The organism is Escherichia sp. MOD1-EC6475 (genome assembly GCF_003046645.1).
Taxonomy (GTDB): Bacteria; Pseudomonadota; Gammaproteobacteria; order Enterobacterales; family Enterobacteriaceae; genus Escherichia; species Escherichia ruysiae.
On record NZ_PZKQ01000036.1, the window covers coordinates 1 to 20,636 of the forward strand.

General features: G+C 51.8%; 24 protein-coding genes. 9 read left to right on the forward strand and 15 right to left on the reverse strand.

All coding sequences use genetic code 11. The features are described 5' to 3' along the window. The first annotated feature begins 61 nt into the window (after window positions 1–61). Complete coding sequence (panE, locus tag A7589_RS12205) at window positions 62–973, forward strand: 2-dehydropantoate 2-reductase (RefSeq protein WP_000705824.1); 912 nt, start codon at window positions 62–64, stop codon at window positions 971–973. After that, window positions 936–1,526, forward strand: coding sequence for a protein deglycase YajL (gene yajL / locus A7589_RS12210; RefSeq protein WP_001276295.1), 591 nt, complete (start codon window positions 936–938; stop codon window positions 1,524–1,526). Before panE ends, yajL begins: the two co-directional genes overlap by 38 nt. Window positions 1,527–1,579: 53 nt before the next feature. Here the strand turns inward: yajL and thiI are convergent, their stop codons facing one another. Beyond that, window positions 1,580–3,028: a tRNA uracil 4-sulfurtransferase ThiI gene (thiI, locus tag A7589_RS12215; protein WP_000668702.1), complete on the reverse strand. Its 1,449-nt coding sequence runs from the start codon at window positions 3,026–3,028 to the stop codon at window positions 1,580–1,582. Window positions 3,029–3,233: 205 nt separating this feature from the next. On the opposite strand from thiI, the gene xseB reads away from it, so the two are divergent. Genes xseB through yajO form a run of 4 tightly spaced genes read left to right on the forward strand, consistent with a single transcriptional unit; the run spans window position 3,234 to window position 7,291 of the window. Beyond that, the gene (gene xseB, locus A7589_RS12225) at window positions 3,234–3,476 is read left to right on the forward strand and encodes an exodeoxyribonuclease VII small subunit (RefSeq protein WP_001124935.1); all 243 of its coding nucleotides are present in this window, start codon (window positions 3,234–3,236) and stop codon (window positions 3,474–3,476) included. Next, on the forward strand, window positions 3,476–4,375 hold the full coding sequence (ispA, locus tag A7589_RS12230; RefSeq protein ID WP_000347246.1) for a (2E,6E)-farnesyl diphosphate synthase: 900 nt from the start codon (window positions 3,476–3,478) through the stop codon (window positions 4,373–4,375). Before xseB ends, ispA begins: the two co-directional genes overlap by 1 nt. 24 nt (window positions 4,376–4,399) lie before the next feature. After that, window positions 4,400–6,262 carry a 1-deoxy-D-xylulose-5-phosphate synthase gene (gene dxs, locus A7589_RS12235; RefSeq protein WP_000006815.1) on the forward strand — a complete coding sequence of 621 codons (1,863 nt, stop codon included), beginning with the start codon at window positions 4,400–4,402 and terminating at the stop codon, window positions 6,260–6,262. A 54-nt stretch (window positions 6,263–6,316) separates the two neighbouring features. Beyond that, window positions 6,317–7,291 (forward strand): 1-deoxyxylulose-5-phosphate synthase YajO, encoded by a 975-nt coding sequence (yajO, locus tag A7589_RS12240; RefSeq protein WP_001199802.1) that lies wholly within the window; start codon window positions 6,317–6,319, stop codon window positions 7,289–7,291. A gap of 85 nt (window positions 7,292–7,376) precedes the next feature. On the opposite strand, the gene pgpA is transcribed toward yajO, so the two are convergent. The 6 genes from pgpA to nrdR all read right to left on the reverse strand — a co-directional run bounded on the left by pgpA (window position 7,377) and on the right by nrdR (window position 11,483). After that, the gene (gene pgpA / locus A7589_RS12245) at window positions 7,377–7,895 is read right to left on the reverse strand and encodes a phosphatidylglycerophosphatase A (RefSeq protein WP_000154037.1); all 519 of its coding nucleotides are present in this window, start codon (window positions 7,893–7,895) and stop codon (window positions 7,377–7,379) included. Next, window positions 7,873–8,850 (reverse strand): thiamine-phosphate kinase, encoded by a 978-nt coding sequence (gene thiL, locus A7589_RS12250; RefSeq protein WP_105282601.1) that lies wholly within the window; start codon window positions 8,848–8,850, stop codon window positions 7,873–7,875. Before thiL ends, pgpA begins: the two co-directional genes overlap by 23 nt. Before the next feature lie 77 nt (window positions 8,851–8,927). Continuing rightward, window positions 8,928–9,347: a transcription antitermination factor NusB gene (gene nusB, locus A7589_RS12255; RefSeq protein WP_000801125.1), complete on the reverse strand. Its 420-nt coding sequence runs from the start codon at window positions 9,345–9,347 to the stop codon at window positions 8,928–8,930. Between the two features lie 19 nt (window positions 9,348–9,366). After that, a complete protein-coding gene (ribH, locus tag A7589_RS12260; protein ID WP_001021161.1) occupies window positions 9,367–9,837 on the reverse strand; it encodes a 6,7-dimethyl-8-ribityllumazine synthase in 471 nt (156 codons plus the stop codon). Between the two features lie 89 nt (window positions 9,838–9,926). Further along, window positions 9,927–11,030 carry a bifunctional diaminohydroxyphosphoribosylaminopyrimidine deaminase/5-amino-6-(5-phosphoribosylamino)uracil reductase RibD gene (gene ribD, locus A7589_RS12265; RefSeq protein ID WP_001150413.1) on the reverse strand — a complete coding sequence of 368 codons (1,104 nt, stop codon included), beginning with the start codon at window positions 11,028–11,030 and terminating at the stop codon, window positions 9,927–9,929. 3 nt (window positions 11,031–11,033) lie between these two features. Beyond that, complete coding sequence (gene nrdR / locus A7589_RS12270) at window positions 11,034–11,483, reverse strand: transcriptional regulator NrdR (RefSeq protein WP_000543535.1); 450 nt, start codon at window positions 11,481–11,483, stop codon at window positions 11,034–11,036. A gap of 150 nt (window positions 11,484–11,633) precedes the next feature. Between nrdR and A7589_RS12275 the strand changes: the two genes are divergently transcribed. Further along, window positions 11,634–12,173: a SadB/YajI family lipoprotein gene (locus A7589_RS12275; RefSeq protein ID WP_001093515.1), complete on the forward strand. Its 540-nt coding sequence runs from the start codon at window positions 11,634–11,636 to the stop codon at window positions 12,171–12,173. A gap of 297 nt (window positions 12,174–12,470) precedes the next feature. Further along, the gene (tsx, locus tag A7589_RS12280; protein ID WP_001295328.1) at window positions 12,471–13,355 is read left to right on the forward strand and encodes a nucleoside-specific channel-forming protein Tsx; all 885 of its coding nucleotides are present in this window, start codon (window positions 12,471–12,473) and stop codon (window positions 13,353–13,355) included. A gap of 37 nt (window positions 13,356–13,392) precedes the next feature. Here tsx and yajD read toward each other — a convergent pair whose 3' ends face one another. The 8 genes from yajD to queA form a co-directional block, all read right to left on the reverse strand. After that, window positions 13,393–13,740 carry an HNH nuclease YajD gene (yajD, locus tag A7589_RS12285; protein ID WP_000974823.1) on the reverse strand — a complete coding sequence of 116 codons (348 nt, stop codon included), beginning with the start codon at window positions 13,738–13,740 and terminating at the stop codon, window positions 13,393–13,395. A gap of 87 nt (window positions 13,741–13,827) precedes the next feature. Next, window positions 13,828–14,109, reverse strand: coding sequence for a type II toxin-antitoxin system RelE/ParE family toxin (locus A7589_RS12290; protein ID WP_000277486.1), 282 nt, complete (start codon window positions 14,107–14,109; stop codon window positions 13,828–13,830). Beyond that, window positions 14,102–14,344 (reverse strand): type II toxin-antitoxin system ParD family antitoxin, encoded by a 243-nt coding sequence (locus tag A7589_RS12295; RefSeq protein ID WP_001226938.1) that lies wholly within the window; start codon window positions 14,342–14,344, stop codon window positions 14,102–14,104. Before A7589_RS12295 ends, A7589_RS12290 begins: the two co-directional genes overlap by 8 nt. Window positions 14,345–14,494: 150 nt before the next feature. Then, window positions 14,495–15,466: a protein translocase subunit SecF gene (gene secF / locus A7589_RS12300; RefSeq protein ID WP_000046637.1), complete on the reverse strand. Its 972-nt coding sequence runs from the start codon at window positions 15,464–15,466 to the stop codon at window positions 14,495–14,497. 10 nt (window positions 15,467–15,476) lie between these two features. Further along, the gene (gene secD / locus A7589_RS12305) at window positions 15,477–17,324 is read right to left on the reverse strand and encodes a protein translocase subunit SecD (RefSeq protein WP_000934830.1); all 1,848 of its coding nucleotides are present in this window, start codon (window positions 17,322–17,324) and stop codon (window positions 15,477–15,479) included. A 27-nt stretch (window positions 17,325–17,351) separates the two neighbouring features. Next, entirely contained in the window at window positions 17,352–17,684 is a 333-nt protein-coding gene (gene yajC, locus A7589_RS12310) for a preprotein translocase subunit YajC (protein ID WP_000007629.1), read from the reverse strand. A gap of 22 nt (window positions 17,685–17,706) precedes the next feature. Further along, window positions 17,707–18,834 carry a tRNA guanosine(34) transglycosylase Tgt gene (gene tgt, locus A7589_RS12315; protein ID WP_000667317.1) on the reverse strand — a complete coding sequence of 376 codons (1,128 nt, stop codon included), beginning with the start codon at window positions 18,832–18,834 and terminating at the stop codon, window positions 17,707–17,709. A gap of 54 nt (window positions 18,835–18,888) precedes the next feature. Continuing rightward, entirely contained in the window at window positions 18,889–19,959 is a 1,071-nt protein-coding gene (gene queA / locus A7589_RS12320) for a tRNA preQ1(34) S-adenosylmethionine ribosyltransferase-isomerase QueA (protein ID WP_001266509.1), read from the reverse strand. Between the two features lie 92 nt (window positions 19,960–20,051). Here queA and acpH point away from each other — a divergent pair, with 92 nt between their 5' ends. Next, on the forward strand, window positions 20,052–20,633 hold the full coding sequence (gene acpH / locus A7589_RS12325) for an ACP phosphodiesterase (RefSeq protein WP_001009862.1): 582 nt from the start codon (window positions 20,052–20,054) through the stop codon (window positions 20,631–20,633). Window positions 20,634–20,636 lie beyond the last annotated feature (3 nt).

Consider the following 20,636-nt stretch of genomic DNA (forward strand, 5'->3'; position numbering starts at 1 on the left):
CATGCACAATTAAGGGATAGCCTTATTGAACACCCGGTGTGGTTGCGGGTGAGGAGGAACAATGAAAATTACCGTATTGGGATGCGGTGCCTTAGGGCAATTATGGCTTACAGCATTTTGCAAACAGGGTCACGAGGTTCAGGGCTGGCTGCGTGTACCGCAACCTTATTGTAGCGTGAATCTGGTGGAGACAGACGGTTCGATATTTAACGAATCGCTGACCGCCAATGATCCTGATTTTCTGGCCACCAGCGATCTACTACTGGTGACGCTGAAAGCCTGGCAGGTGTCTGATGCCGTCAAAAGCCTGGCGTCGACGCTACCTGTAACCACGCCAATTTTGCTGATCCACAACGGCATGGGCACCATTGAAGAGTTACAGAACATCGGGCAACCTTTACTGATGGGCACGACCACCCATGCAGCGCGCCGCGACGGCAATGTCATCATTCACGTGGCAAACGGTATCACACATATCGGCCCGGCACGGCAACAGGACGGCGATTACAGTTATCTGGCGGATATTTTGCAAACCGTGTTGCCTGACGTTGCCTGGCATAACAATATTCGCGCCGAGCTGTGGCGAAAGCTGGCGGTAAACTGTGTGATTAATCCGCTCACTGCCATCTGGAATTGCCCGAACGGTGAATTACGTCATCACCCGCAAGATATTATGCAGATATGCGAAGAAGTCGCGGCGGTAATCGAACGCGAAGGGCATCATACTTCAGCGGAAGATTTACGTGATTACGTGATGCAGGTGATTGATGCCACAGCAGAAAACATTTCGTCAATGTTGCAGGACATCCGCGCAATGCGCCATACAGAAATCGACTATATCAATGGTTTTCTCTTACGCCGCGCCCGCGCGCATGGGATTGCTGTACCGGAAAACACCCGCCTGTTTGAAATGGTAAAAAGAAAGGAGAGTGAATATGAGCGCATCAGCACTGGTTTGCCTCGCCCCTGGTAGTGAAGAAACCGAAGCGGTCACCACTATCGATCTGCTGGTTCGCGCTGGCATTAATGTCACCACTGCCAGCGTCGCCAGCGATGGCAACCTGGCGATTACCTGCTCGCGCGGCGTAAAGCTGCTGGCAGATGCGCCCCTGGTCGAAGTGGCGGATGGTGATTATGACGTGATCGTGCTGCCTGGCGGCATTAAAGGCGCGGAGTGTTTTCGCGATAGCACCCTGCTGGTCGAAACTGTTAAACAGTTCCACCGTTCCGGGCGTATCGTTGCCGCTATTTGCGCCACGCCAGCTACCGTGCTGGTGCCGCACGATATCTTCCCGATTGGCAATATGACCGGCTTCCCGACGCTGAAAGACAAAATTCCCGCTGAACAATGGCAGGACAAGCGCGTCGTCTGGGATGCACGGGTAAAATTGCTGACCAGCCAGGGGACGGGTACGGCTATTGATTTTGGTCTGAAAATTATCGACCTGCTGGTTGGGCGCGAGAAAGCCCATGAAGTGGCATCACAACTGGTGATGGCGGCAGGGATTTATAATTATTACGAGTAGTGTCGGATGCGGTAAGCGTCGCATCTGACCAGATGCGACGTTAAAACTACAAATTACGGGCGATACACTTTCACATTGTTAAAGCCCTGTTCGCGCAGATAGAGCGCCTGCAGGCGGCTCATCACCCCACGCTCACACCACAATAGCCAGGTTTTGTTCTGGTCGAGATCGCCAAATTTGGTGCTCAGTTTATAGAACGGTAGAGAAACCACATCAATCCCTTCGACTTTCAGTGGTTTATCTTCCTGTTCATCGATAGAACGGATATCGAGGATCACGTCGTTCGGGCCGAAGCCATTGACGGTTTCCACTTCCACCACTTCCTGCTCGGTCTGCTGGGCGATTTCGCGGATATCAACGTTATTCGCTTCCTCAACCACTTTATCGAGAATGCTGAAATCGAACTTCTCTTCTTCCGCTTCAATCTTCGATTTAACCGCTTTCACCGTCGGGCTTTTGGAGATCACGCCACAATATTCCGGCATCGTGCGAGCAAAGTCTTCGGTGCCAATCTGGCGAGCCAGGTTGATGATGTGCTCTTTGTCGTAAGAGATCAGCGGACGCAGGATCAGCGTATCGGAGACATTATCAATTAAACGCAGATTGGTCAGGGTCTGGCTGGACACCTGGCCCAGTGCTTCGCCGGTGACCAGCGCCTGTACGCCGTAACGTTCAGCCACTTTAGACGCGGCACGTACCATCATACGTTTGAGGATAACGCCCATCTGACCGTCGTCGATTTTCTCGAGAATTTCCCCGACGACCGGTTCGAAATTAATAGCGACAAAACGCACGCGGTGGGAGCTGCCAAAGCGGTTCCACAGATAATGCGCCACCTGACGCACGCCAATTTCATGCGCCGCGCCGCCAAGGTTAAAGAAGCAGTAATGCACGCGGCAGCCGCGACGCATCAACATATAACTGGAAACACCGGAGTCGAAACCACCGGAAATGAGCGACAGCACATCTTCCTGGGTGCCGATCGGGAAACCGCCAATACCTTCGTAGCGGCCTTTAATCAGCAGGAGACGATCGTCTTCCACTTCCAGATGGACAGTCACATCCGGATTGGTCAGCTTCACGCGTGCGGATTCAATATGTTGATTCAAACCGCCACCGACGTAACGTTCTACATCAATCGAGCTAAAATCATGCTTACCGCGGCGCTTCACGCGCACGCAGAAGGTTTTGCCTTCCAGCTGATCGCGATACTGAACCAACGCTTTCTCGAAAATATCGTGCATGTCGGTAAACGGCACGTCTTCGACTTCGAGAATATGGTGGATACCAGGAATACGGGTCAGGGCGTCGCGAATAGTCAGACGCTGGTTTTCATCTTTCGCGCGAACTTCGATGTTATCCCAGTGGCGGACGACAGCGAGCGTCTCATCATAGTGCTTTAAAACGTTACGAATGTTCCCGGTAAGGATTTTTATAAAGCGCAAGCGCACAGATTGGCTTTTGATGGTGATTTCCGGGAACAATTTAATGATAAACTTCATGGCGGCAATGGTTCGTTGGCAAGCCTTAAGCGACTTGTATAGGGAAAAATACAGCAGCCCACACCTGCGGCTGCATCCAGGCGCGGAAGTATACCACTAACATCGCTTTGCTGCGCACATCACCTTACCATTGCGCGTTATTTGCTATTTGCCCTGAGTCCGTTACCATGGCGGGGCGTAAAATATTGAGAGTCAGACATTCATTATGCCGAAGAAAAATGAGGCGCCCGCCAGCTTTGAAAAGGCGCTAAGCGAGCTGGAACAGATTGTGACCCGTCTGGAAAGTGGCGACCTGCCGCTGGAAGAGGCACTGAACGAGTTCGAACGTGGCGTGCAGCTGGCACGTCAAGGGCAGGCCAAATTACAACAAGCCGAACAGCGCGTACAAATCCTGCTGTCTGACAACGAAGACGCCTCTCTTACACCTTTTACACCGGACAATGAGTAATGGACTTTCCGCAGCAACTCGAAGCCTGTGTTAAGCAGGCCAACCAGGCGCTGAGCCGTTTTATCGCCCCACTGCCCTTTCAGAACACTCCCGTGGTAGAAACCATGCAGTATGGCGCATTATTAGGTGGTAAGCGCCTGCGACCTTTCCTGGTTTATGCTACTGGTCAAATGCTCGGCGTTAGCATGAGCACGTTAGACGCACCCGCTGCCGCCGTAGAGTGTATCCACGCTTACTCATTAATTCATGATGATTTACCGGCAATGGATGATGACGATCTGCGTCGCGGATTGCCGACCTGCCATGTGAAATTTGGCGAAGCGAACGCGATTCTCGCTGGCGATGCTTTACAAACGCTGGCGTTCTCGATTTTAAGCGATGCCGATATGCCGGAAGTGTCAGATCGCGACAGAATTGCGATGATTTCTGAACTGGCGAACGCTAGCGGTATTGCCGGTATGTGCGGCGGTCAGGCATTAGATTTAGACGCGGAGGGCAAACACGTACCTCTGGACGCACTCGAGCGTATTCATCGCCATAAAACCGGCGCATTGATTCGCGCCGCCGTTCGCCTTGGTGCATTAAGCGCCGGAGATAAAGGACGAAATGCACTGCCAGTACTCGACAAGTATGCAGAAAGCATCGGCCTTGCCTTCCAGGTTCAGGATGACATCCTGGATGTGGTGGGAGATACTGCAACGTTGGGAAAACGCCAGGGTGCCGACCAGCAACTTGGTAAAAGCACCTACCCTGCACTTCTGGGTCTTGAGCAAGCCCGGAAGAAAGCCCGGGATCTGATCGACGATGCCCGCCAGTCGCTGAAACAACTGGCTGAACAGTCACTCGATACCTCGGCACTGGAAGCGCTAGCGGACTACATCATCCAGCGTAATAAATAAACAATAAGTATTAATAGGCCCCTGATGAGTTTTGATATTGCCAAATACCCGACCCTGGCACTGGTCGACTCCACCCAGGAGTTACGACTGTTGCCAAAAGAGAGTTTACCGAAACTCTGCGACGAACTGCGCCGCTATTTACTCGACAGCGTGAGCCGTTCCAGCGGGCACTTCGCCTCCGGGCTGGGCACGGTCGAACTGACCGTGGCGCTGCACTATGTCTACAACACCCCGTTTGACCAATTGATTTGGGATGTGGGACATCAGGCTTATCCGCATAAAATTTTGACCGGACGCCGCGACAAAATCGGCACCATCCGTCAGAAAGGTGGTCTGCACCCGTTCCCGTGGCGCGGTGAAAGCGAATATGACGTATTAAGCGTCGGGCATTCATCAACCTCCATCAGTGCCGGCATTGGTATTGCGGTTGCTGCTGAGAAAGAAGGCAAAAATCGCCGCACCGTCTGTGTAATTGGCGATGGCGCGATTACCGCTGGCATGGCGTTTGAAGCGATGAACCATGCGGGCGATATCCGTCCTGATATGCTGGTAGTCCTCAACGACAATGAAATGTCGATTTCCGAAAATGTCGGCGCGCTCAACAACCATCTGGCACAGCTGCTTTCCGGTAAGCTTTACTCTTCACTGCGCGAAGGCGGGAAAAAAGTTTTCTCTGGCGTGCCGCCAATTAAAGAGCTGCTCAAACGCACCGAAGAACATATTAAAGGCATGGTAGTGCCTGGCACGTTGTTTGAAGAGCTGGGCTTTAACTACATCGGCCCGGTTGACGGTCACGATGTGCTGGGGCTTATCACCACGCTTAAGAACATGCGCGATCTGAAAGGTCCGCAGTTCCTGCATATCATGACCAAAAAAGGTCGTGGTTATGAACCGGCAGAAAAAGACCCAATCACCTTCCACGCCGTGCCTAAATTTGATCCTTCCAGTGGTTGTTTGCCGAAAAGTAGCGGTGGTTTGCCGAGCTATTCAAAAATCTTTGGCGACTGGTTGTGCGAAACCGCAGCGAAAGATAACAAGCTGATGGCGATTACTCCGGCGATGCGTGAAGGTTCCGGCATGGTCGAGTTCTCTCGTAAATTCCCGGATCGCTACTTCGACGTGGCAATTGCCGAGCAACACGCAGTGACCTTTGCTGCGGGTCTGGCGATTGGTGGGTACAAACCAATCGTGGCGATCTACTCCACTTTCCTGCAACGCGCCTACGATCAGGTACTGCATGACGTGGCAATTCAAAAGCTTCCGGTCCTGTTCGCCATCGACCGTGCGGGCATTGTTGGTGCTGATGGTCAGACCCACCAGGGCGCTTTTGATCTCTCTTATCTGCGCTGTATTCCGGAAATGGTCATTATGACCCCGAGCGATGAAAACGAATGTCGCCAGATGCTTTATACCGGCTATCACTATAACGACGGCCCGTCAGCGGTACGCTACCCGCGCGGCAATGCCGTCGGCGTGGAGCTGACGCCGCTGGAAAAACTGCCGATTGGCAAAGGTATTGTGAAGCGTCGCGGTGAGAAGCTAGCGATCCTTAACTTTGGTACGCTGATGCCGGAAGCGGCGAAAGTCGCCGAATCGCTGAACGCTACGCTAGTTGATATGCGTTTTGTTAAGCCGCTTGATGAAGCGTTAATTCTGGAAATGGCCGCCAGCCATGAGGCGCTGGTCACCGTTGAAGAAAACGCCATTATGGGCGGCGCGGGCAGTGGCGTGAACGAAGTGCTGATGGCTCATCGTAAACCGGTGCCGGTACTGAACATTGGCCTGCCGGATTTCTTTATTCCACAAGGAACTCAGGAAGAAATGCGCGCCGAACTCGGCCTCGATGCCGCCGGTATGGAAGCCAAAATCAAGGCCTGGCTGGCATAATCCCTACTCCACTCCTGCTATGCTTAAAAGATTATTCATGGCAGGAGTGGCAACATGCAATACAACCCCTTAGGAAAAACCGACCTTCGCGTTTCCCGACTTTGCCTCGGCTGTATGACCTTTGGCGAGCCAGATCGCGGTAACCACGCATGGACACTGCCGGAAGAGAGCAGCCGTCCAATCATCAAACGGGCGCTGGAAGGCGGCATAAATTTCTTTGATACCGCCAACAGTTATTCTGACGGCAGCAGCGAAGAGATCGTCGGTCGCGCATTGCGGGACTTCGCCCGCCGTGAAGATGTGGTCGTTGCCACCAAAGTATTCCATCGCGTTGGTGATTTACCAGAAGGATTATCCCGCGCACAAATTTTGCGCTCTATTGACGACAGCCTGCGTCGTCTCGGTATGGATTATGTCGATATCCTGCAAATTCATCGCTGGGATTACAACACGCCGATCGAAGAGACGCTTGAAGCCCTGAATGACGTGGTAAAAGCCGGGAAAGCGCGTTATATCGGCGCTTCATCGATGCACGCCTCGCAGTTTGCTCAGGCGCTGGAACTGCAAAAACAGCACGGCTGGGCGCAGTTTGTCAGTATGCAGGATCACTACAATCTGATTTATCGCGAAGAAGAACGCGAGATGCTGCCGCTATGTTATCAGGAGGGCGTCGCGGTGATCCCGTGGAGCCCGCTGGCGCGGGGTCGTCTGACACGTCCGTGGGGAGAAACCACTGCACGACTGGTTTCCGATGAAGTAGGAAAAAATCTCTACAATGAAAGCGACGAAAATGACGCGCAGATTGCAGAACGATTAACGGGCGTGAGTGAAGAATTGGGTGCTACGCGGGCACAAGTGGCTCTGGCGTGGTTATTGAGCAAACCGGGCATTGCCGCACCGATTATTGGTACGTCGCGGGAAGAACAGCTTGATGAGCTGCTGAACGCGGTGGATATCACCCTGAAGCCGGAACAAATTGCCGAACTGGAAACGCCGTATAAACCGCATCTGGTGGTGGGATTTAAATAGAAATCCAGGCCTGATAAGACGCAACAAGCGTCGTATCAGGCATCGGTGCGCAACCGCCGGATGCGGCGTGAACGCCTTATTCGGCCTACGACAGAATACCCAGCGGCCAGTGATGACCGATAAAATAGAGTATTCCAGCGGAAATCACCCCAGCGACAATATCATCGATCATGATCCCCATGCCACCATGCACATTGCGATCAAACCAGCGGATCGGCCACGGTTTCCACATATCCAGAATACGGAAAATCACAAACCCGGCGGCAACCCACTGCCAGTCATTGGTCGGCAGCGCCATCAGGGTGATCCACATGCCGATAAATTCGTCCCAGACAATGCTGCCGTGATCGTGCACGCCCATATCTTTCGCCGTCTGATGGCAAAGATAGACGCCGATACAGATCCCCAGCATCACCACCAGCGAATAAAGCTGCCAGGGCAAAAAGGTCATCAGATACCAGAATGGAATCGCCGCCAGCGAGCCCATCGTACCAGGGACAATCGGACTTAACCCACTCCCGAACCCCGTAGCCAATAAGTGCCATGGGTTACTCATTTTCAGGCGACTTTTCGCGACATCTTTATGGCGTGGCAAAATGGTCATATCCTTTCCAGTCTAACGTGACAGGTTCGCCGTCACGAACAAAGCAAAGCCCTTCGATATCGGCGGTCATTTGCCCGATACAGGTAAACGGTACGCCAAGATGTCCCAAAGCCACATCCAGCGCGCCTCGGTTAAGTTCCGGTACAGTGAAACACAACTCGTAATCTTCACCGCCAGACAGCGCCCAACGCAGCGCCTGTTCCGGTTCGACGTGACGTGAAAGTGCGTCAGAGAATGGCAACAATGTCAGGTCAATGCGTGCGCCGCAGTCGCTGGCTTTCACGATATGCCCGAGGTCGGAGATCAGACCGTCAGAGAGATCGATGGCTGAACTCGCCAGATCGCGCAGTGCCTGCCCCTGTAAAATACGCGGCGATGGACGGAGATGACGTTTGATCAAGTAGTCAGCATCTTTAGCATCGGCAACCTGCAAACGGTTTTGCAAAATCGCCAGTCCGGCGGCGCTATCGCCCGGTGTACCGGTCACATAGATCCAGTCACCCGGTTTCGCCCCAGAGCGAGTTAAGGCTCGTCCCATCGGAACAAAGCCGTGGATACCCAACGTCATTGATAGCGGTCCACGCGTGGTATCGCCGCCAATGAGTTGCATATCGTAATAATTAAGCAGCTCGAAAAGACTGTCGCTGAAAGATTCAAGCCACGCTTCGTCTACGTTCGGTAAAGTCAATGCCAGCGTCAGCCAGGCCGGATCGGCACCCATCGCCGCCAGATCGCTTAAGTTTACCGCCAGTGCTTTATATGCCAGATCCGCAGGATCGATATCAGGGAGGAAGTGATTGCCCGCCACCAGCGTATCGGTGCTGATCGCCAGGGTCTGTTTCTCGGGGATATTGAGAAGTGCACAATCGTCACCGATGCCAAGTTCGACATCAAGACGAGAGCTTCTTACACGGTCAAAATAACGGGCAATCAGGGAGAACTCGCCACATGCCATACGTTATGCCTCAGCAGGTAAAAAAGAAAAGGCCGGAGAGTGCGGAAATGCTTTCCGTTACTCTGCCGGCCTGGATATCACTTTTTGTTAGGGCGAATCACAGGTGCTGCTTTATCGAGTACGCCGTTGACGAACTTATGGCTGTCTTCTGCGCCGAACGATTTTGCCAGTTCGATCGCTTCGTTAATGGCCACTTTATACGGCACATCGCTACGTTTAGACAGCTCGTACAGCGCAATGCGCAGCACTGCTTTTTCTACCTGGCCCAGTTCTTCCAGCAGGCGGGACAGGTATGGCTTCATCAGTCCGTCGAGGTATGCGGTGTTAGTCGCCACCCCGGCCAGCAGCTCACGGAAGTACAGGACGTCAACGTCTTTTACATCCTGTTCAGCCAGGAACTGGTATTCAACATCAGCGATGTCGTTCTGGGACAACTGCCAGGAGTAGAGCGCCTGGACGGCACACTCACGAGCGCGGCGACGAGCAGCAGGTTTCACGGATTTCCCCTTACTAATTTCAGGCCTTGATGGCTTTCAATACATTAATCATTTCAAGCGCGGTCAGTGCAGCTTCTGCACCTTTGTTACCAGCTTTGGTGCCAGCACGTTCGATCGCTTGTTCAATGCTTTCGGTGGTCAGCACACCAAAAGCAACCGGAATTTCGCTGTCCTGGGCAACATGTGCCAGGCCGTTGCTTGCACCACCAGCGACGTATTCAAAGTGGGCAGTGCCACCACGAATAACCGTACCCAGCGCAATCACCGCGTCGTATTTACCGGTTTTAGCCAGTGCGCCTGCCGCCAGCGGCAGCTCATAAGCACCTGGCACCCAAACAACGGTAATATTTTCATCTTTTACCTGACCAATACGTTTCAGTGCGTCAATCGCACCTTCCAGCAGGCTGTCATTGATAAAGTTGTTGAAACGCGCAATGGTGATGGCGACGCGAGCGTCCGGGGTAGCAACGTTAGCTTCAATAATGTTCATTTTTTTCCTTCGGGTTCGAGTTATGGCCCCGCAGGGGGGCGGATTTTAGCATAATATTTCGTGCGCTGCTTCCCTTTCGAGCCGGGAGATCATGCACCCACTAAATGCAGGCAAACATCCGGGCCTACATGACGTATCTCTTTGAATTTAAATTGGGGGGCGTCGGCTAACTTCTCAAGCCCCGGCAGCGTACATAATCCACGGGCGTCGCTACCTAAAAGTTTAGGTGCGATATAGACAATCAGCTCATCGACTAAACCGGCCTGTAGCAGTGCGCCAGCGAGCGTTGGCCCCGCCTCTACCCACACACTATTAATTTGTTGCTTGCCCAGTTGCATCATCAGCACAACCAAATCCAGATGCCCGTTATGTTCCGGGATCAGCAAGGTGCGCACTGTTTCCGGCCACTCGCGGGTGTCATCCTGCGTTCGGGCAAACCAGGTCTCGCCCGGCTGTTGCACAATGCGGTGTTCTGGCGTCACGCGATTATCACTGTCAATGACGACGCGCACCGGCTGGCGCAGATTTTCTTGCGAATAGAGCGCCTGAGTTTGTTCATCCAGTTCAGACCAACGCACCGTTAAGGCCGGATCGTCCGCCAGCACCGTGGCGCTGCTGGTTAAAATGGCATGACTTTGCGCACGCAGACGTTGAACATCACGCCGCGCCTGGGGGGAAGTGATCCACTGACTCTCACCGCTCGCCATCGCCGTACGACCATCAAGCGATGCGCCAAGTTTTAACTGGATATAAGGAAAGCCGGTGCGCATTCGTTTAAGAAAGCCTTTATTCAATTGCTCGGCTTCACTCATCATCAGACCGTGGCTGACGTCAATGCCAGCCTGTTGCAGGCGGTAAAGTCCACGTCCGGCGACCTGCGGGTTCGGATCCTGCATCGCAGCGACCACGCGCGCTACGCCAGCGGCGATGAGTGCGTCACAGCACGGCGGCGTTCGACCATGATGACTGCAAGGTTCGAGAGTGACATAGGCGGTCGCACCTTTGGCTTTTTCACCCGCCATACGCAACGCGTGTACTTCGGCATGTGGTTCACCCGCACGGTGATGGTAACCTTCGCCGACAATTTCGCCATCTTTCACAATGACACACCCAACATTTGGGTTTGGGTGAGTAGTGAAACGTCCTCGTTGCGCCAGCTTTAGCGCCCGCGCCATGTAATACTCGTCCTGCACGGTTTAATCCTCCAGGCGCGCGATCTCTTCGCCAAATTCTTTGATATCTTCGAAACTGCGATAGACAGAGGCAAAACGGATATAGGCGACTTTATCGAGTTTTTTCAATTGTTCCATCACCAGATTGCCAATCATCTTGCTCGGCACTTCACGCTCACCGGTGGCGCGGAGCTGTGACTTTATATGGTTGATCGCCATTTCGACGTCGTCGGAACTTACCGGACGTTTTTCCAGCGCCCGCAGCATTCCGCTGCGCAATTTCTCTTCATTAAACGGTTCGCGCACGTCGTTGCTTTTTACAACGCGCGGCATAACCAGTTCCGCCACCTCAAAAGTGGTGAAACGTTCATTACACACCAGACACTGCCGACGGCGGCGTACGGATGAACCCTCGCCCACGAGACGAGAGTCAATAACCTTAGTGTCCACGGCGAAACAGAATGGGCAATGCATACGGCGTCCTGACCAGGTGGTTAACAGAAACCTATTTTACCCTGAACTGACGATACAACAAAGGCGCAACGCTTTTGAGACAAAGGATCGATGTTTTCGCTGTTTTTACGCTCTACTATTAAGCTAATTGCGACAAGAAAGGGACGACCTATAAACACTAAAGTTATTCGACTACTCCTGCTGGGAAGCCTGTTCAGCTTAAGCGCCTGTGTACAGCAAAGTGAAGTACGCCAGATGAAACACAGCGTCAGCACGCTGAATAAAGAGATGACGCAGCTCAATAAAGAAACCGTCAAAATCACTCAGCAAAACAGGCTGAATGAAAAATCCAGCAGTGGGGTTTACCTTCTGCCGGGCTCGAAAACAGCCGCACGTCTGGAAAGTCAGATCGGCACCTTACGAATGTCGCTTATGAATATTGCGCCAAATGCAGATGGCACTACGCTGACCTTACGGATTCAGGGCGAATCCAATGACCCTTTACCCGCATTCAGCGGAACCGTTGAATATGGGCAAATTCAGGGAACAATAGATAACTTTCAGGAAATCAATGTGCAGAATCAATTGATTAACGCACCGGCAAGTCTCCTCGCGCCCAGCGATGTTGACATCCCGCTACAGTTAAATGGCATCACGCCTGAACAATTAGGCTTTGTACGCATTCACGACATTCAGCCTGTTATGCAATAAACGTTTGGCGGGGCGTTTTGTGCGTCTCGCAACATCTTCCCCCATTATTTTGTTACTCCGCTTACATCACCCGGATTGATAGTAAAAGTTTGCAACAAGGGTGAAAGTCAGTACAATCCCCGCCCGAATATGTGTAAACGTGAACGCAATCGATTACGTAAATGATAGAACTGTGAAACGCAACATATTTTTGTGAGCAATGATTTTTATAATAGGCTCCTCTGTATACGTAATATTTAGAAACGCAATTTGCGCCTTTTTCACTCCCGCAAGGGATTTTTAAACAGTGGCATACATATGAAAAAAACATTACTGGCAGCCGGTGCGGTACTGGCGCTCTCTTCGTCTTTTACTGTCAACGCAGCTGAAAACGACAAACCGCAGTATCTCTCCGACTGGTGGCACCAGAGCGTTAACGTTGTCGGAAGTTATCACACCCGTTTCGGACCGCAGATCCGCAACGATACCTACCTCGAGTACGAAGCATTCGCTAAAAAAGACTGGTTCGACTTCTATGGTTATGCGGATGCGCCGGTATTCTTCGGCGGTAACTCCGATGCAAAAGGTATCTGGAACCACGGTTCTCCGCTGTTTATGGAAATCGAACCGCGTTTCTCCATCGACAAGCTGACCAATACTGACCTTAGCTTCGGTCCGTTCAAAGAGTGGTACTTCGCGAACAACTACATTTACGACATGGGTCGTAATAAAGATGGTCGCCAGAGCACCTGGTACATGGGTCTGGGTACGGACATCGACACTGGCCTGCCGATGAGCCTGTCCATGAACGTGTATGCGAAATACCAGTGGCAGAACTACGGCGCAGCGAACGAAAACGAGTGGGATGGTTACCGTTTCAAAATTAAATACTTTGTGCCGATTACCGATCTGTGGGGCGGTCAGCTGAGCTACATCGGCTTCACCAACTTCGACTGGGGTTCCGATCTGGGTGATGACAGCGGTAACGCAATCAACGGTATTAAGACGCGTACCAATAACTCTATCGCTTCCAGCCATATTCTGGCTCTGAACTACGATCACTGGCACTACTCTGTCGTTGCTCGTTACTGGCACGACGGTGGTCAGTGGAACGACGATGCAGAGCTGAACTTTGGTAACGGCAACTTCAACGTTCGCTCTACCGGCTGGGGTGGTTACCTGGTGGTAGGTTACAACTTCTAATAGTTGAAATGCCGGATGCAACATCCGGCATTTTTTATCACTTTTTCTTATTCATCATCGCTTTTAAATCAGCGAACGGATTATATTTCGCTTCACCAACATCTTTCTGCGCATCTTCACCTGCGATAACCGTCGTACCATACTGATCCGCTTCGGTATATTTCGAATGCTCATGATCGTGGCAATACAGACACAACAATTCCCAGTTACTACCATCTTCCGGGTTATTGGTATGGTCGTGATCAATGTGGTGAACGGTAAGTTCACGCAGGTTGGAATAGACAAATTCGCGGGAACAACGACCGCACACCCACGGATAGAGTTTTAATGCTTTTTCGCGATAACCGCTTTCTAACCGCGCATAGTTTTTTGGGATGATAGCCATGAAAAGTTACCTGGATAAAATGTAGGGTTACGCGCAGTTTCCCAAGATGGGGAGATTTTCGCAATCCTGAGTAAAGAAATTCTAACATTACCAGTGACGGCGAGGTTCCATCTGCTGATGAAGAATACGCGCAATGAGAATGTCATCTACTCTTATAACGTAATAAACAGTGTGAAACCTAAATGCGATCTTCTTTACCTCTGGAACCGCATCATAGTCTTGCCCTATCTCAGGCATTTGAGAGAGTGTATCCAGAAAAATGCCAAGAGAGTCGGTATAGCGATCCGCCTGCTCCTCACCAAACTTTCCCAGCGTGTAGTCATAGATCCCTCTGAAATCTTCAACAGCTTTTCCGCTAAGCTTATACACGATGTTTTTGCTTCCTTTCTGCTGCGATATCACGAAGCGTCATCGAACTTTCACCGCTCTCAAGACCTTCAATAACAGCATTTCTGACAGCCTCATCCCTGGATTCTTGTTGTTCCAATAGACGAAGCGCCGAACGCATCACTTCACTGGCCGAACCATAACGACCAGACTGGACCATCCGGGTGATGAAACTATCCAGTTGTTCGCCAACGCTTACTGAGGTAATTTTGCGCATAAGCGATCTCCATGTATTAACTATTAATACAAAGTATATGTCAGAACTATTTCTACAACCAAAGCTGTATTCAGTTCAATATGCAATAACCGAAAAAAAACCGCAGCGCAAAAACGCCACGGTTTTTAACTGAACTACTTTAAAACACACTTACGGCAGAATTGACGGTTGATCCGCCCCTTCTTTTTCCACTTTCTGCTGCAGCATGTGCTCACGCTTCATGCCCAGTTTCAGAGCCAGCGCCGATGCAACATAGATGGAAGATGCCGTACCGATGGAAACACCGATAAGCATAGTCAGCGAGAAGCCTTCCAGCACCGGGCCACCAAAGAGATACAGCATCAGGATAACCATCAAGGTAGTACCGGATGTGATCAAGGTACGGTGCAGCGTCTGAGTCAAGGACACGTTAAAGATTTCGTAAGGTGTACCGCGACGGATCTTGCGGAAGTTTTCACGAATACGGTCCGATACCACGATACTGTCGTTAAGCGAGTAACCGATAACCGACATCAGCGATGCCACAATGGTCAGGTCAATCTCGATATGGAATAACGACAAAATACCCAGCGTAATGATAACGTCGTGCGCCAGCGCGATAACGACCCCTGCCGCCAGTCGCCACTCAAAGCGGAAACCTACGTACACAAGGATAGACAGCAGCGCCGCCATCAGCGCCATTGCGCCGGTTTGCGCGAGGTCTGCCCCCACGCTCGGACCGACGAACTCAATACGCTTCACCGCCGCGTTCTGATTGGTGGATTCGTTAATCACCTTCAGAACCTGGCTGCCCAGCACCTGACCGCCCGTTTCGCCTTCAGCAGGCGGCATACGGACCATGATGTCGTGGCTGCTACCGAAGTTTTGCAGCATCGGCTCTTCAAAACCGGCTTTTTGCAATGCATCACGCATTACGTCAATTTCAGCCGGTTTTTCGAGCGTAATTTCGATAACCGTACCACCGGTGAAATCCAGCCCCCAGTTAAAGCCTCGCACGCCCATAATGACGATAGCGGCGATTAACAGCAGACCAGAGATGCCAAAAGCCCAGTAGTCCCAGCGCATAAAGTCATAGACTTTACGGCCGTGGTTTAGTTGTTCAACAGTATATTCCTGTGCCACATCGCACTCCTCAGATTGACAGCTTCTTGACGCGCTTGCCGCCATATAGCAGGTTTACGATGGCACGCGTACCAACAATCGCGGTAAACATCGACGTTGCCACACCGATACCGGTAGTAATCGCGAACCCTTTAATTGCCCCGGTTCCCACTGCGTACAGGATGATGACTTTGATCAAAGTGGTGATGTTCGCATCGAAGATGGAACTGAATGCACCGCGATAACCTTCATCAATTGCCTGCTGAACAGTACGCCCGTTGCTCAACTCTTCTTTAATACGTTCGTTGATCAGTACGTTCGCATCGACCGCCACCGCAAGGGTTAAGACGATACCCGCGATACCTGGCATACTCAGCGTTGCACCTGGCAACAGTGACATAATACCGACGATCAAGATCAGGTTGGCAACCAGAGCACTGGTCGCAATCAGACCAAACTTCTTATAGAAGAGGATCATGAACAGAATAGAAACCAGCAGACCAGCGAGACACGCTTCCAGCCCCTGTTCAATGTTCTGCATACCCAGAGTCGGGCCAATGGTACGTTCTTCAACAATCTGAATTGGCGCGATCAGTGCACCAGCACGCAGCAGCAGTGACAGCTGACGGGCTTCGTTCGGGTTGTTGATGCCAGTGATACGGAAGCTGTTACCCAGACGAGACTGGATATTAGCGATGTTAATCACCTCTTCCTGCTTAACCAGTACAGCACGACCGTTTGCGTCTTTCTTACCGCTGTCTTTGTACTCCACAAACAGGGTCGCCATCGGTTTACCGATGTTGTCCTTAGTGAAGTTAGACATGATGTTGCCACCTGCGCTGTCGAGCGAGATGTTAACCTGCGGTTGGTTGTATTCGTCCTGGCTGGAAGTGGAGTCGGTGATATGGTCACCGGTCAGGATCACGCGTTTGTACAGCACAACCGGCTGACCTTCGCGGGTCTGTTTCACTTCAGAGTCACCCGGTACGCGGCCAGACGCAGCAGCGGCCTGGTCAACGTTGGTGTTTACCAGACGGAATTCCAGCGTTGCCGTCGCGCCCAGAATCTCTTTCGCGCGAGCGGTATCCTGGATACCCGGCAGTTCAACAACGATACGGTCAGCGCCCTGGCGCTGTACCACAGGCTCAGCAACACCAAGCTGGTTTACACGGTTACGCAGAATATTGATGTTCTGCTGCACCGCATATTCACGCGCTTCGCTCAGACGTGCATCGCTCATTACCGCACGCAGCTGGTTGCTGCCCTGACTGCTAATCACCAGATCAGGATGACGCTTGCTCAGATACGCAATGGCTTCATCACGCGCATTAGAGTCACGGAAGGTGATGCTCAGGCCGTAGTTGTTTTCTTTACGAACGGTGGTATACGGGATGCCTTTTTCGCGCAGGTCGCTGCGCAGGCTATCGATATTTTGTTCCTGGAGCTTGCCAAGCGCGGTGTCCATATCCACTTCCATCAGGAAGTGAACGCCGCCACGCAGGTCAAGACCGAGCTTCATCGGCTCAGCGTGAATAGCTGCCAGCCAGCGCGGCGTTGCCGGGGCAAGGTTAAGCGCCACGACGTATTTGTCACCCATAACGCCCATTAATGCTTCACGAGCGCGCAGTTGGGTGTCAGTGGAGTCGAAGCGCGCAAGAATAGCGCCCTCTTCCAGTGCCACAGACTTAGCAGTTATTTTTTCTTCTTGTAACGTTTTCTGGACCTGGATCAGCGTTTGCTCACTGGCGGCGACTCCGCGCGCACCAGTGATCTGAACAGCCGGATCCTCACCAAACAGGTTGGGAAGCGCATACAGCAGACCGATGACAATCACCACGATCAGCATGACGTACTTCCACAAAGGATAACGGTTTAACACGGCAATTCCCTTAGGGAAAAATTTTAATTACAGCGCCTTCATGGTGCCTTTCGGCAGAACGGCAGCTACGAAGTCACGTTTAATAACTACTTCAGTGGTGTCATTCAGCGCGATAGCAATGTAGCCGTTTTCCGCTACTTTGGTTACGCGACCAACCAGGCCACCGTTCGTCAGCACTTCATCACCTTTAGCAATGGAGTCCATCAGCTTTTTGTGTTCTTTGGTGCGCTTCTGCTGTGGGCGCAGGATCATGAAATAGAAAATCAGACCGAATACCACCAGCATCAAAATCAAAGACATCGGGCTACCTTGTGCCGGAGCACCCGTTGCCGCTACCGCATCAGAAATAAAAAAGCTCATTAAATTTCCCTCATTATTAATATTAATCAACGTTCAAAGGTGGTACTTCTCGCCCCTGACGCTGGTAAAAATCAGCTACGAAGCTCTCTAATTTACCCTCTTCAATAGCCTTGCGTAAACCCGCCATCAAACGCTGGTAGTAACGAAGGTTATGAATGGTGTTGAGTCGCGCACCTAATATTTCGTTGCAACGGTCGAGATGATGCAAGTAGGCACGTGAATAATTGCGACAGGTGTAGCAATCACACTCAGGATCGAGCGGCCCTGTGTCGCTCTTATACTTCGCATTGCGGATTTTCACCACGCCATCGGTCACGAACAGATGACCGTTACGCGCATTACGTGTTGGCATTACGCAGTCAAACATATCGATACCGCGACGCACGCCTTCAACCAGATCTTCCGGTTTACCCACGCCCATCAGGTAACGCGGTTTGTCTGCCGGTATTTGCGGGCACACATGCTCCAGAATGCGGTGCATATCTGCTTTCGGCTCACCCACAGCCAGACCGCCGACAGCGTAGCCATCAAAACCGATATCTACCAGACCTTTAACAGAGATATCACGTAAATCTTCGTAAACGCTACCCTGAATGATACCAAACAGCGCATTTTTGTTACCGAGGCTATCAAAACGCTCACGGCTACGCTTCGCCCAACGCAGAGACATCTCCATCGAACGTTTAGCGTAATCCCAGTCAGCAGGATACGGCGTACACTCGTCAAAAATCATGACGATATCTGAACCAAGATCGTACTGAATCTCCATCGATTTTTCGGGATCGAGGAAAATCGGATCGCCGTTGATCGGGTTACGGAAGTGTACGCCCTGTTCGGTGATTTTACGGATATCGCCAAGGCTGAAGACCTGGAAACCACCGGAATCGGTGAGGATTGGGCCTTTCCATTGCATGAAATCGTGCAGATCGCCATGCAGTTTCATGATTTCCTGACCTGGGCGTAACCACAGGTGGAAAGTGTTACCAAGGATAATCTGTGCGCCGGTCGCTTCAACTTCTTCCGGCGTCATCCCTTTTACGGTGCCGTAGGTGCCAACAGGCATAAAACAAGGCGTTTCCACTACGCCACGATCGAAGACCAGGCGACCACGGCGTGCGCGACCGTCGGTGGTATCCAGTTCAAATTTCATTTTTTCTCCACTACGTCAGAAAAACAGTCCAACGTTTAAACCAGCGCCGCAGAATTACTCCCCGACGCGCTCATTAATTGCCTGCGGATTGTACGTGATAAACATCGCATCACCGTAACTAAAAAAGCGATATTTCTCTTCTACCGCCGCTTTATAGGCGTTCATCGTGTGTTGATAACCGGCAAATGCCGAAACCAGCATAATCAGCGTCGACTCTGGCAAGTGAAAGTTCGTCACCAGTGCATCGACCACTTTGTACTGGAAACCCGGATAGATAAAAATTTGAGTATCGTCGAAGAACGGTTCGATGAGATCGTTTTTCGCCGCCTGAGCCGCGCTTTCCAGCGAACGTACTGAGGTGGTGCCAACCGCAATCACCCGGTTACCGCGCGCTTTCGCCGCTAGTACCGCATCAACCACCTCCTGCGGCACTTCAGCGTATTCCGAGTGCATGATGTGATCTTCAATGGTGTCGACGCGCACCGGCTGGAAGGTGCCCGCACCAACGTGCAAGGTCACAAATGCCATCTCCACGCCTTTGGCGCGCAATTTTTCAAGCAACGGTTCGTCAAAATGCAGTCCAGCGGTCGGCGCTGCTACCGCGCCAGGTTTTTCGCTATAAACCGTTTGATAAAGTTCGCGGTCGGCATCTTCGTCTGGACGGTCGATGTACGGAGGCAACGGCATATGACCGATGCTGTTGAGAATATCCAGTACCGAGCGGTCATCATTAAATTCGACTTCAAACAATGCGCCGTGGCGGGCTGTCATTGTTGCTTTAATGCTTTCGTCATCGCCCAGCAGCAGTTCAGTGCCTGGTTTTGGTGCTTTCGAGGCGCGAATATGCGCAAGAATGCGTTTGTCGTCGAGCATCCGCTCAACCAGTACTTCAATCTTGCCGCCGCTGGCTTTACGCCCAAACAGGCGTGCCGGGATCACGCGGGTATTGTTAAAAACCAGAAGATCGCCGGGGTTGAGCTTATCGAGTAAATCGGTGAAAGTACCGTGCGTCAGCGCGCCCGTTGGCCCGTCCAGCGACAGTAAACGACAGCTACTGCGTTCAGGCATGGGATAGTGGGCAATCAGGGATTCGGGCAATTCAAAGGAGAAATCGGTAACGCGCATGACACTGACTCAGACTAAAATAAGAGGCGGGTAGTCTAGTGCCGGGGCGCTCTCCCTGCAACCTTTACCCCCATTTGGATAGAATATAATCGATGAATTTTTTAGCTCACCTGCATTTAGCCCATCTCGCTGAAAGCTCGCTTTCTGGCAACTTACTGGCAGATTTCGTTCGCGGAAACCCCGATGAAATTTATCCACCCGACGTCGTGGCTGGTATTCATATGCATCGGCGAATCGACGTATTAACCGACAATCTGCCGGAAGTCCGCGAAGCGCGGGAGTGGTTTCGTAGTGAAACCCGCCGGGTTGCGCCTATCACGCTGGATGTCATGTGGGATCATTTTCTTTCCCGCCACTGGTCGCAGCTGTCACCCAATTTTCCGCTAGAGGAATTTGTCTGTTATGCCCGCGAACAAGTGATGACGATTTTACCGGACTCCCCACCACGCTTTATCAATCTGAACAACTACTTATGGTCAGAGCAGTGGCTGGTGCGTTATCGCGATATGGATTTCATCCAGAGCGTGTTAAACGGTATGGCAAGCCGTCGTCCACGCCTGGATGCCCTGCGTGACTCCTGGTACGATTTAGACGCCCATTACGATGCCCTTGAAACCCGCTTCTGGCAGTTTTATCCCCGGATGATGGCGCAGGCGTCGAACAAGACGTTATAAGGC

Coding starts and splice junctions, on each gene's coding strand:
- ispA (WP_000347246.1), top strand. CDS start 3,476: ATGGACTTTCCGCAGCAACTCGAAGCCTGTGTTAAGCAGGCCAACCAG.
- thiI (WP_000668702.1), bottom strand. CDS start 3,028: ATGAAGTTTATCATTAAATTGTTCCCGGAAATCACCATCAAAAGCCAA.
- yajD (WP_000974823.1), bottom strand. CDS start 13,740: ATGGCTATCATCCCAAAAAACTATGCGCGGTTAGAAAGCGGTTATCGC.
- acpH (WP_001009862.1), top strand. CDS start 20,052: ATGAATTTTTTAGCTCACCTGCATTTAGCCCATCTCGCTGAAAGCTCG.
- xseB (WP_001124935.1), top strand. CDS start 3,234: ATGCCGAAGAAAAATGAGGCGCCCGCCAGCTTTGAAAAGGCGCTAAGC.
- tgt (WP_000667317.1), bottom strand. CDS start 18,834: ATGAAATTTGAACTGGATACCACCGACGGTCGCGCACGCCGTGGTCGC.
- pgpA (WP_000154037.1), bottom strand. CDS start 7,895: ATGACCATTTTGCCACGCCATAAAGATGTCGCGAAAAGTCGCCTGAAA.
- thiL (WP_105282601.1), bottom strand. CDS start 8,850: ATGGCATGTGGCGAGTTCTCCCTGATTGCCCGTTATTTTGACCGTGTA.
- yajC (WP_000007629.1), bottom strand. CDS start 17,684: ATGAGCTTTTTTATTTCTGATGCGGTAGCGGCAACGGGTGCTCCGGCA.
- tsx (WP_001295328.1), top strand. CDS start 12,471: ATGAAAAAAACATTACTGGCAGCCGGTGCGGTACTGGCGCTCTCTTCG.
- queA (WP_001266509.1), bottom strand. CDS start 19,959: ATGCGCGTTACCGATTTCTCCTTTGAATTGCCCGAATCCCTGATTGCC.
- ribH (WP_001021161.1), bottom strand. CDS start 9,837: ATGAACATTATTGAAGCTAACGTTGCTACCCCGGACGCTCGCGTCGCC.
- panE (WP_000705824.1), top strand. CDS start 62: ATGAAAATTACCGTATTGGGATGCGGTGCCTTAGGGCAATTATGGCTT.
- dxs (WP_000006815.1), top strand. CDS start 4,400: ATGAGTTTTGATATTGCCAAATACCCGACCCTGGCACTGGTCGACTCC.
- nrdR (WP_000543535.1), bottom strand. CDS start 11,483: ATGCATTGCCCATTCTGTTTCGCCGTGGACACTAAGGTTATTGACTCT.
- yajO (WP_001199802.1), top strand. CDS start 6,317: ATGCAATACAACCCCTTAGGAAAAACCGACCTTCGCGTTTCCCGACTT.
- A7589_RS12295 (WP_001226938.1), bottom strand. CDS start 14,344: ATGCGCAAAATTACCTCAGTAAGCGTTGGCGAACAACTGGATAGTTTC.
- yajL (WP_001276295.1), top strand. CDS start 936: ATGAGCGCATCAGCACTGGTTTGCCTCGCCCCTGGTAGTGAAGAAACC.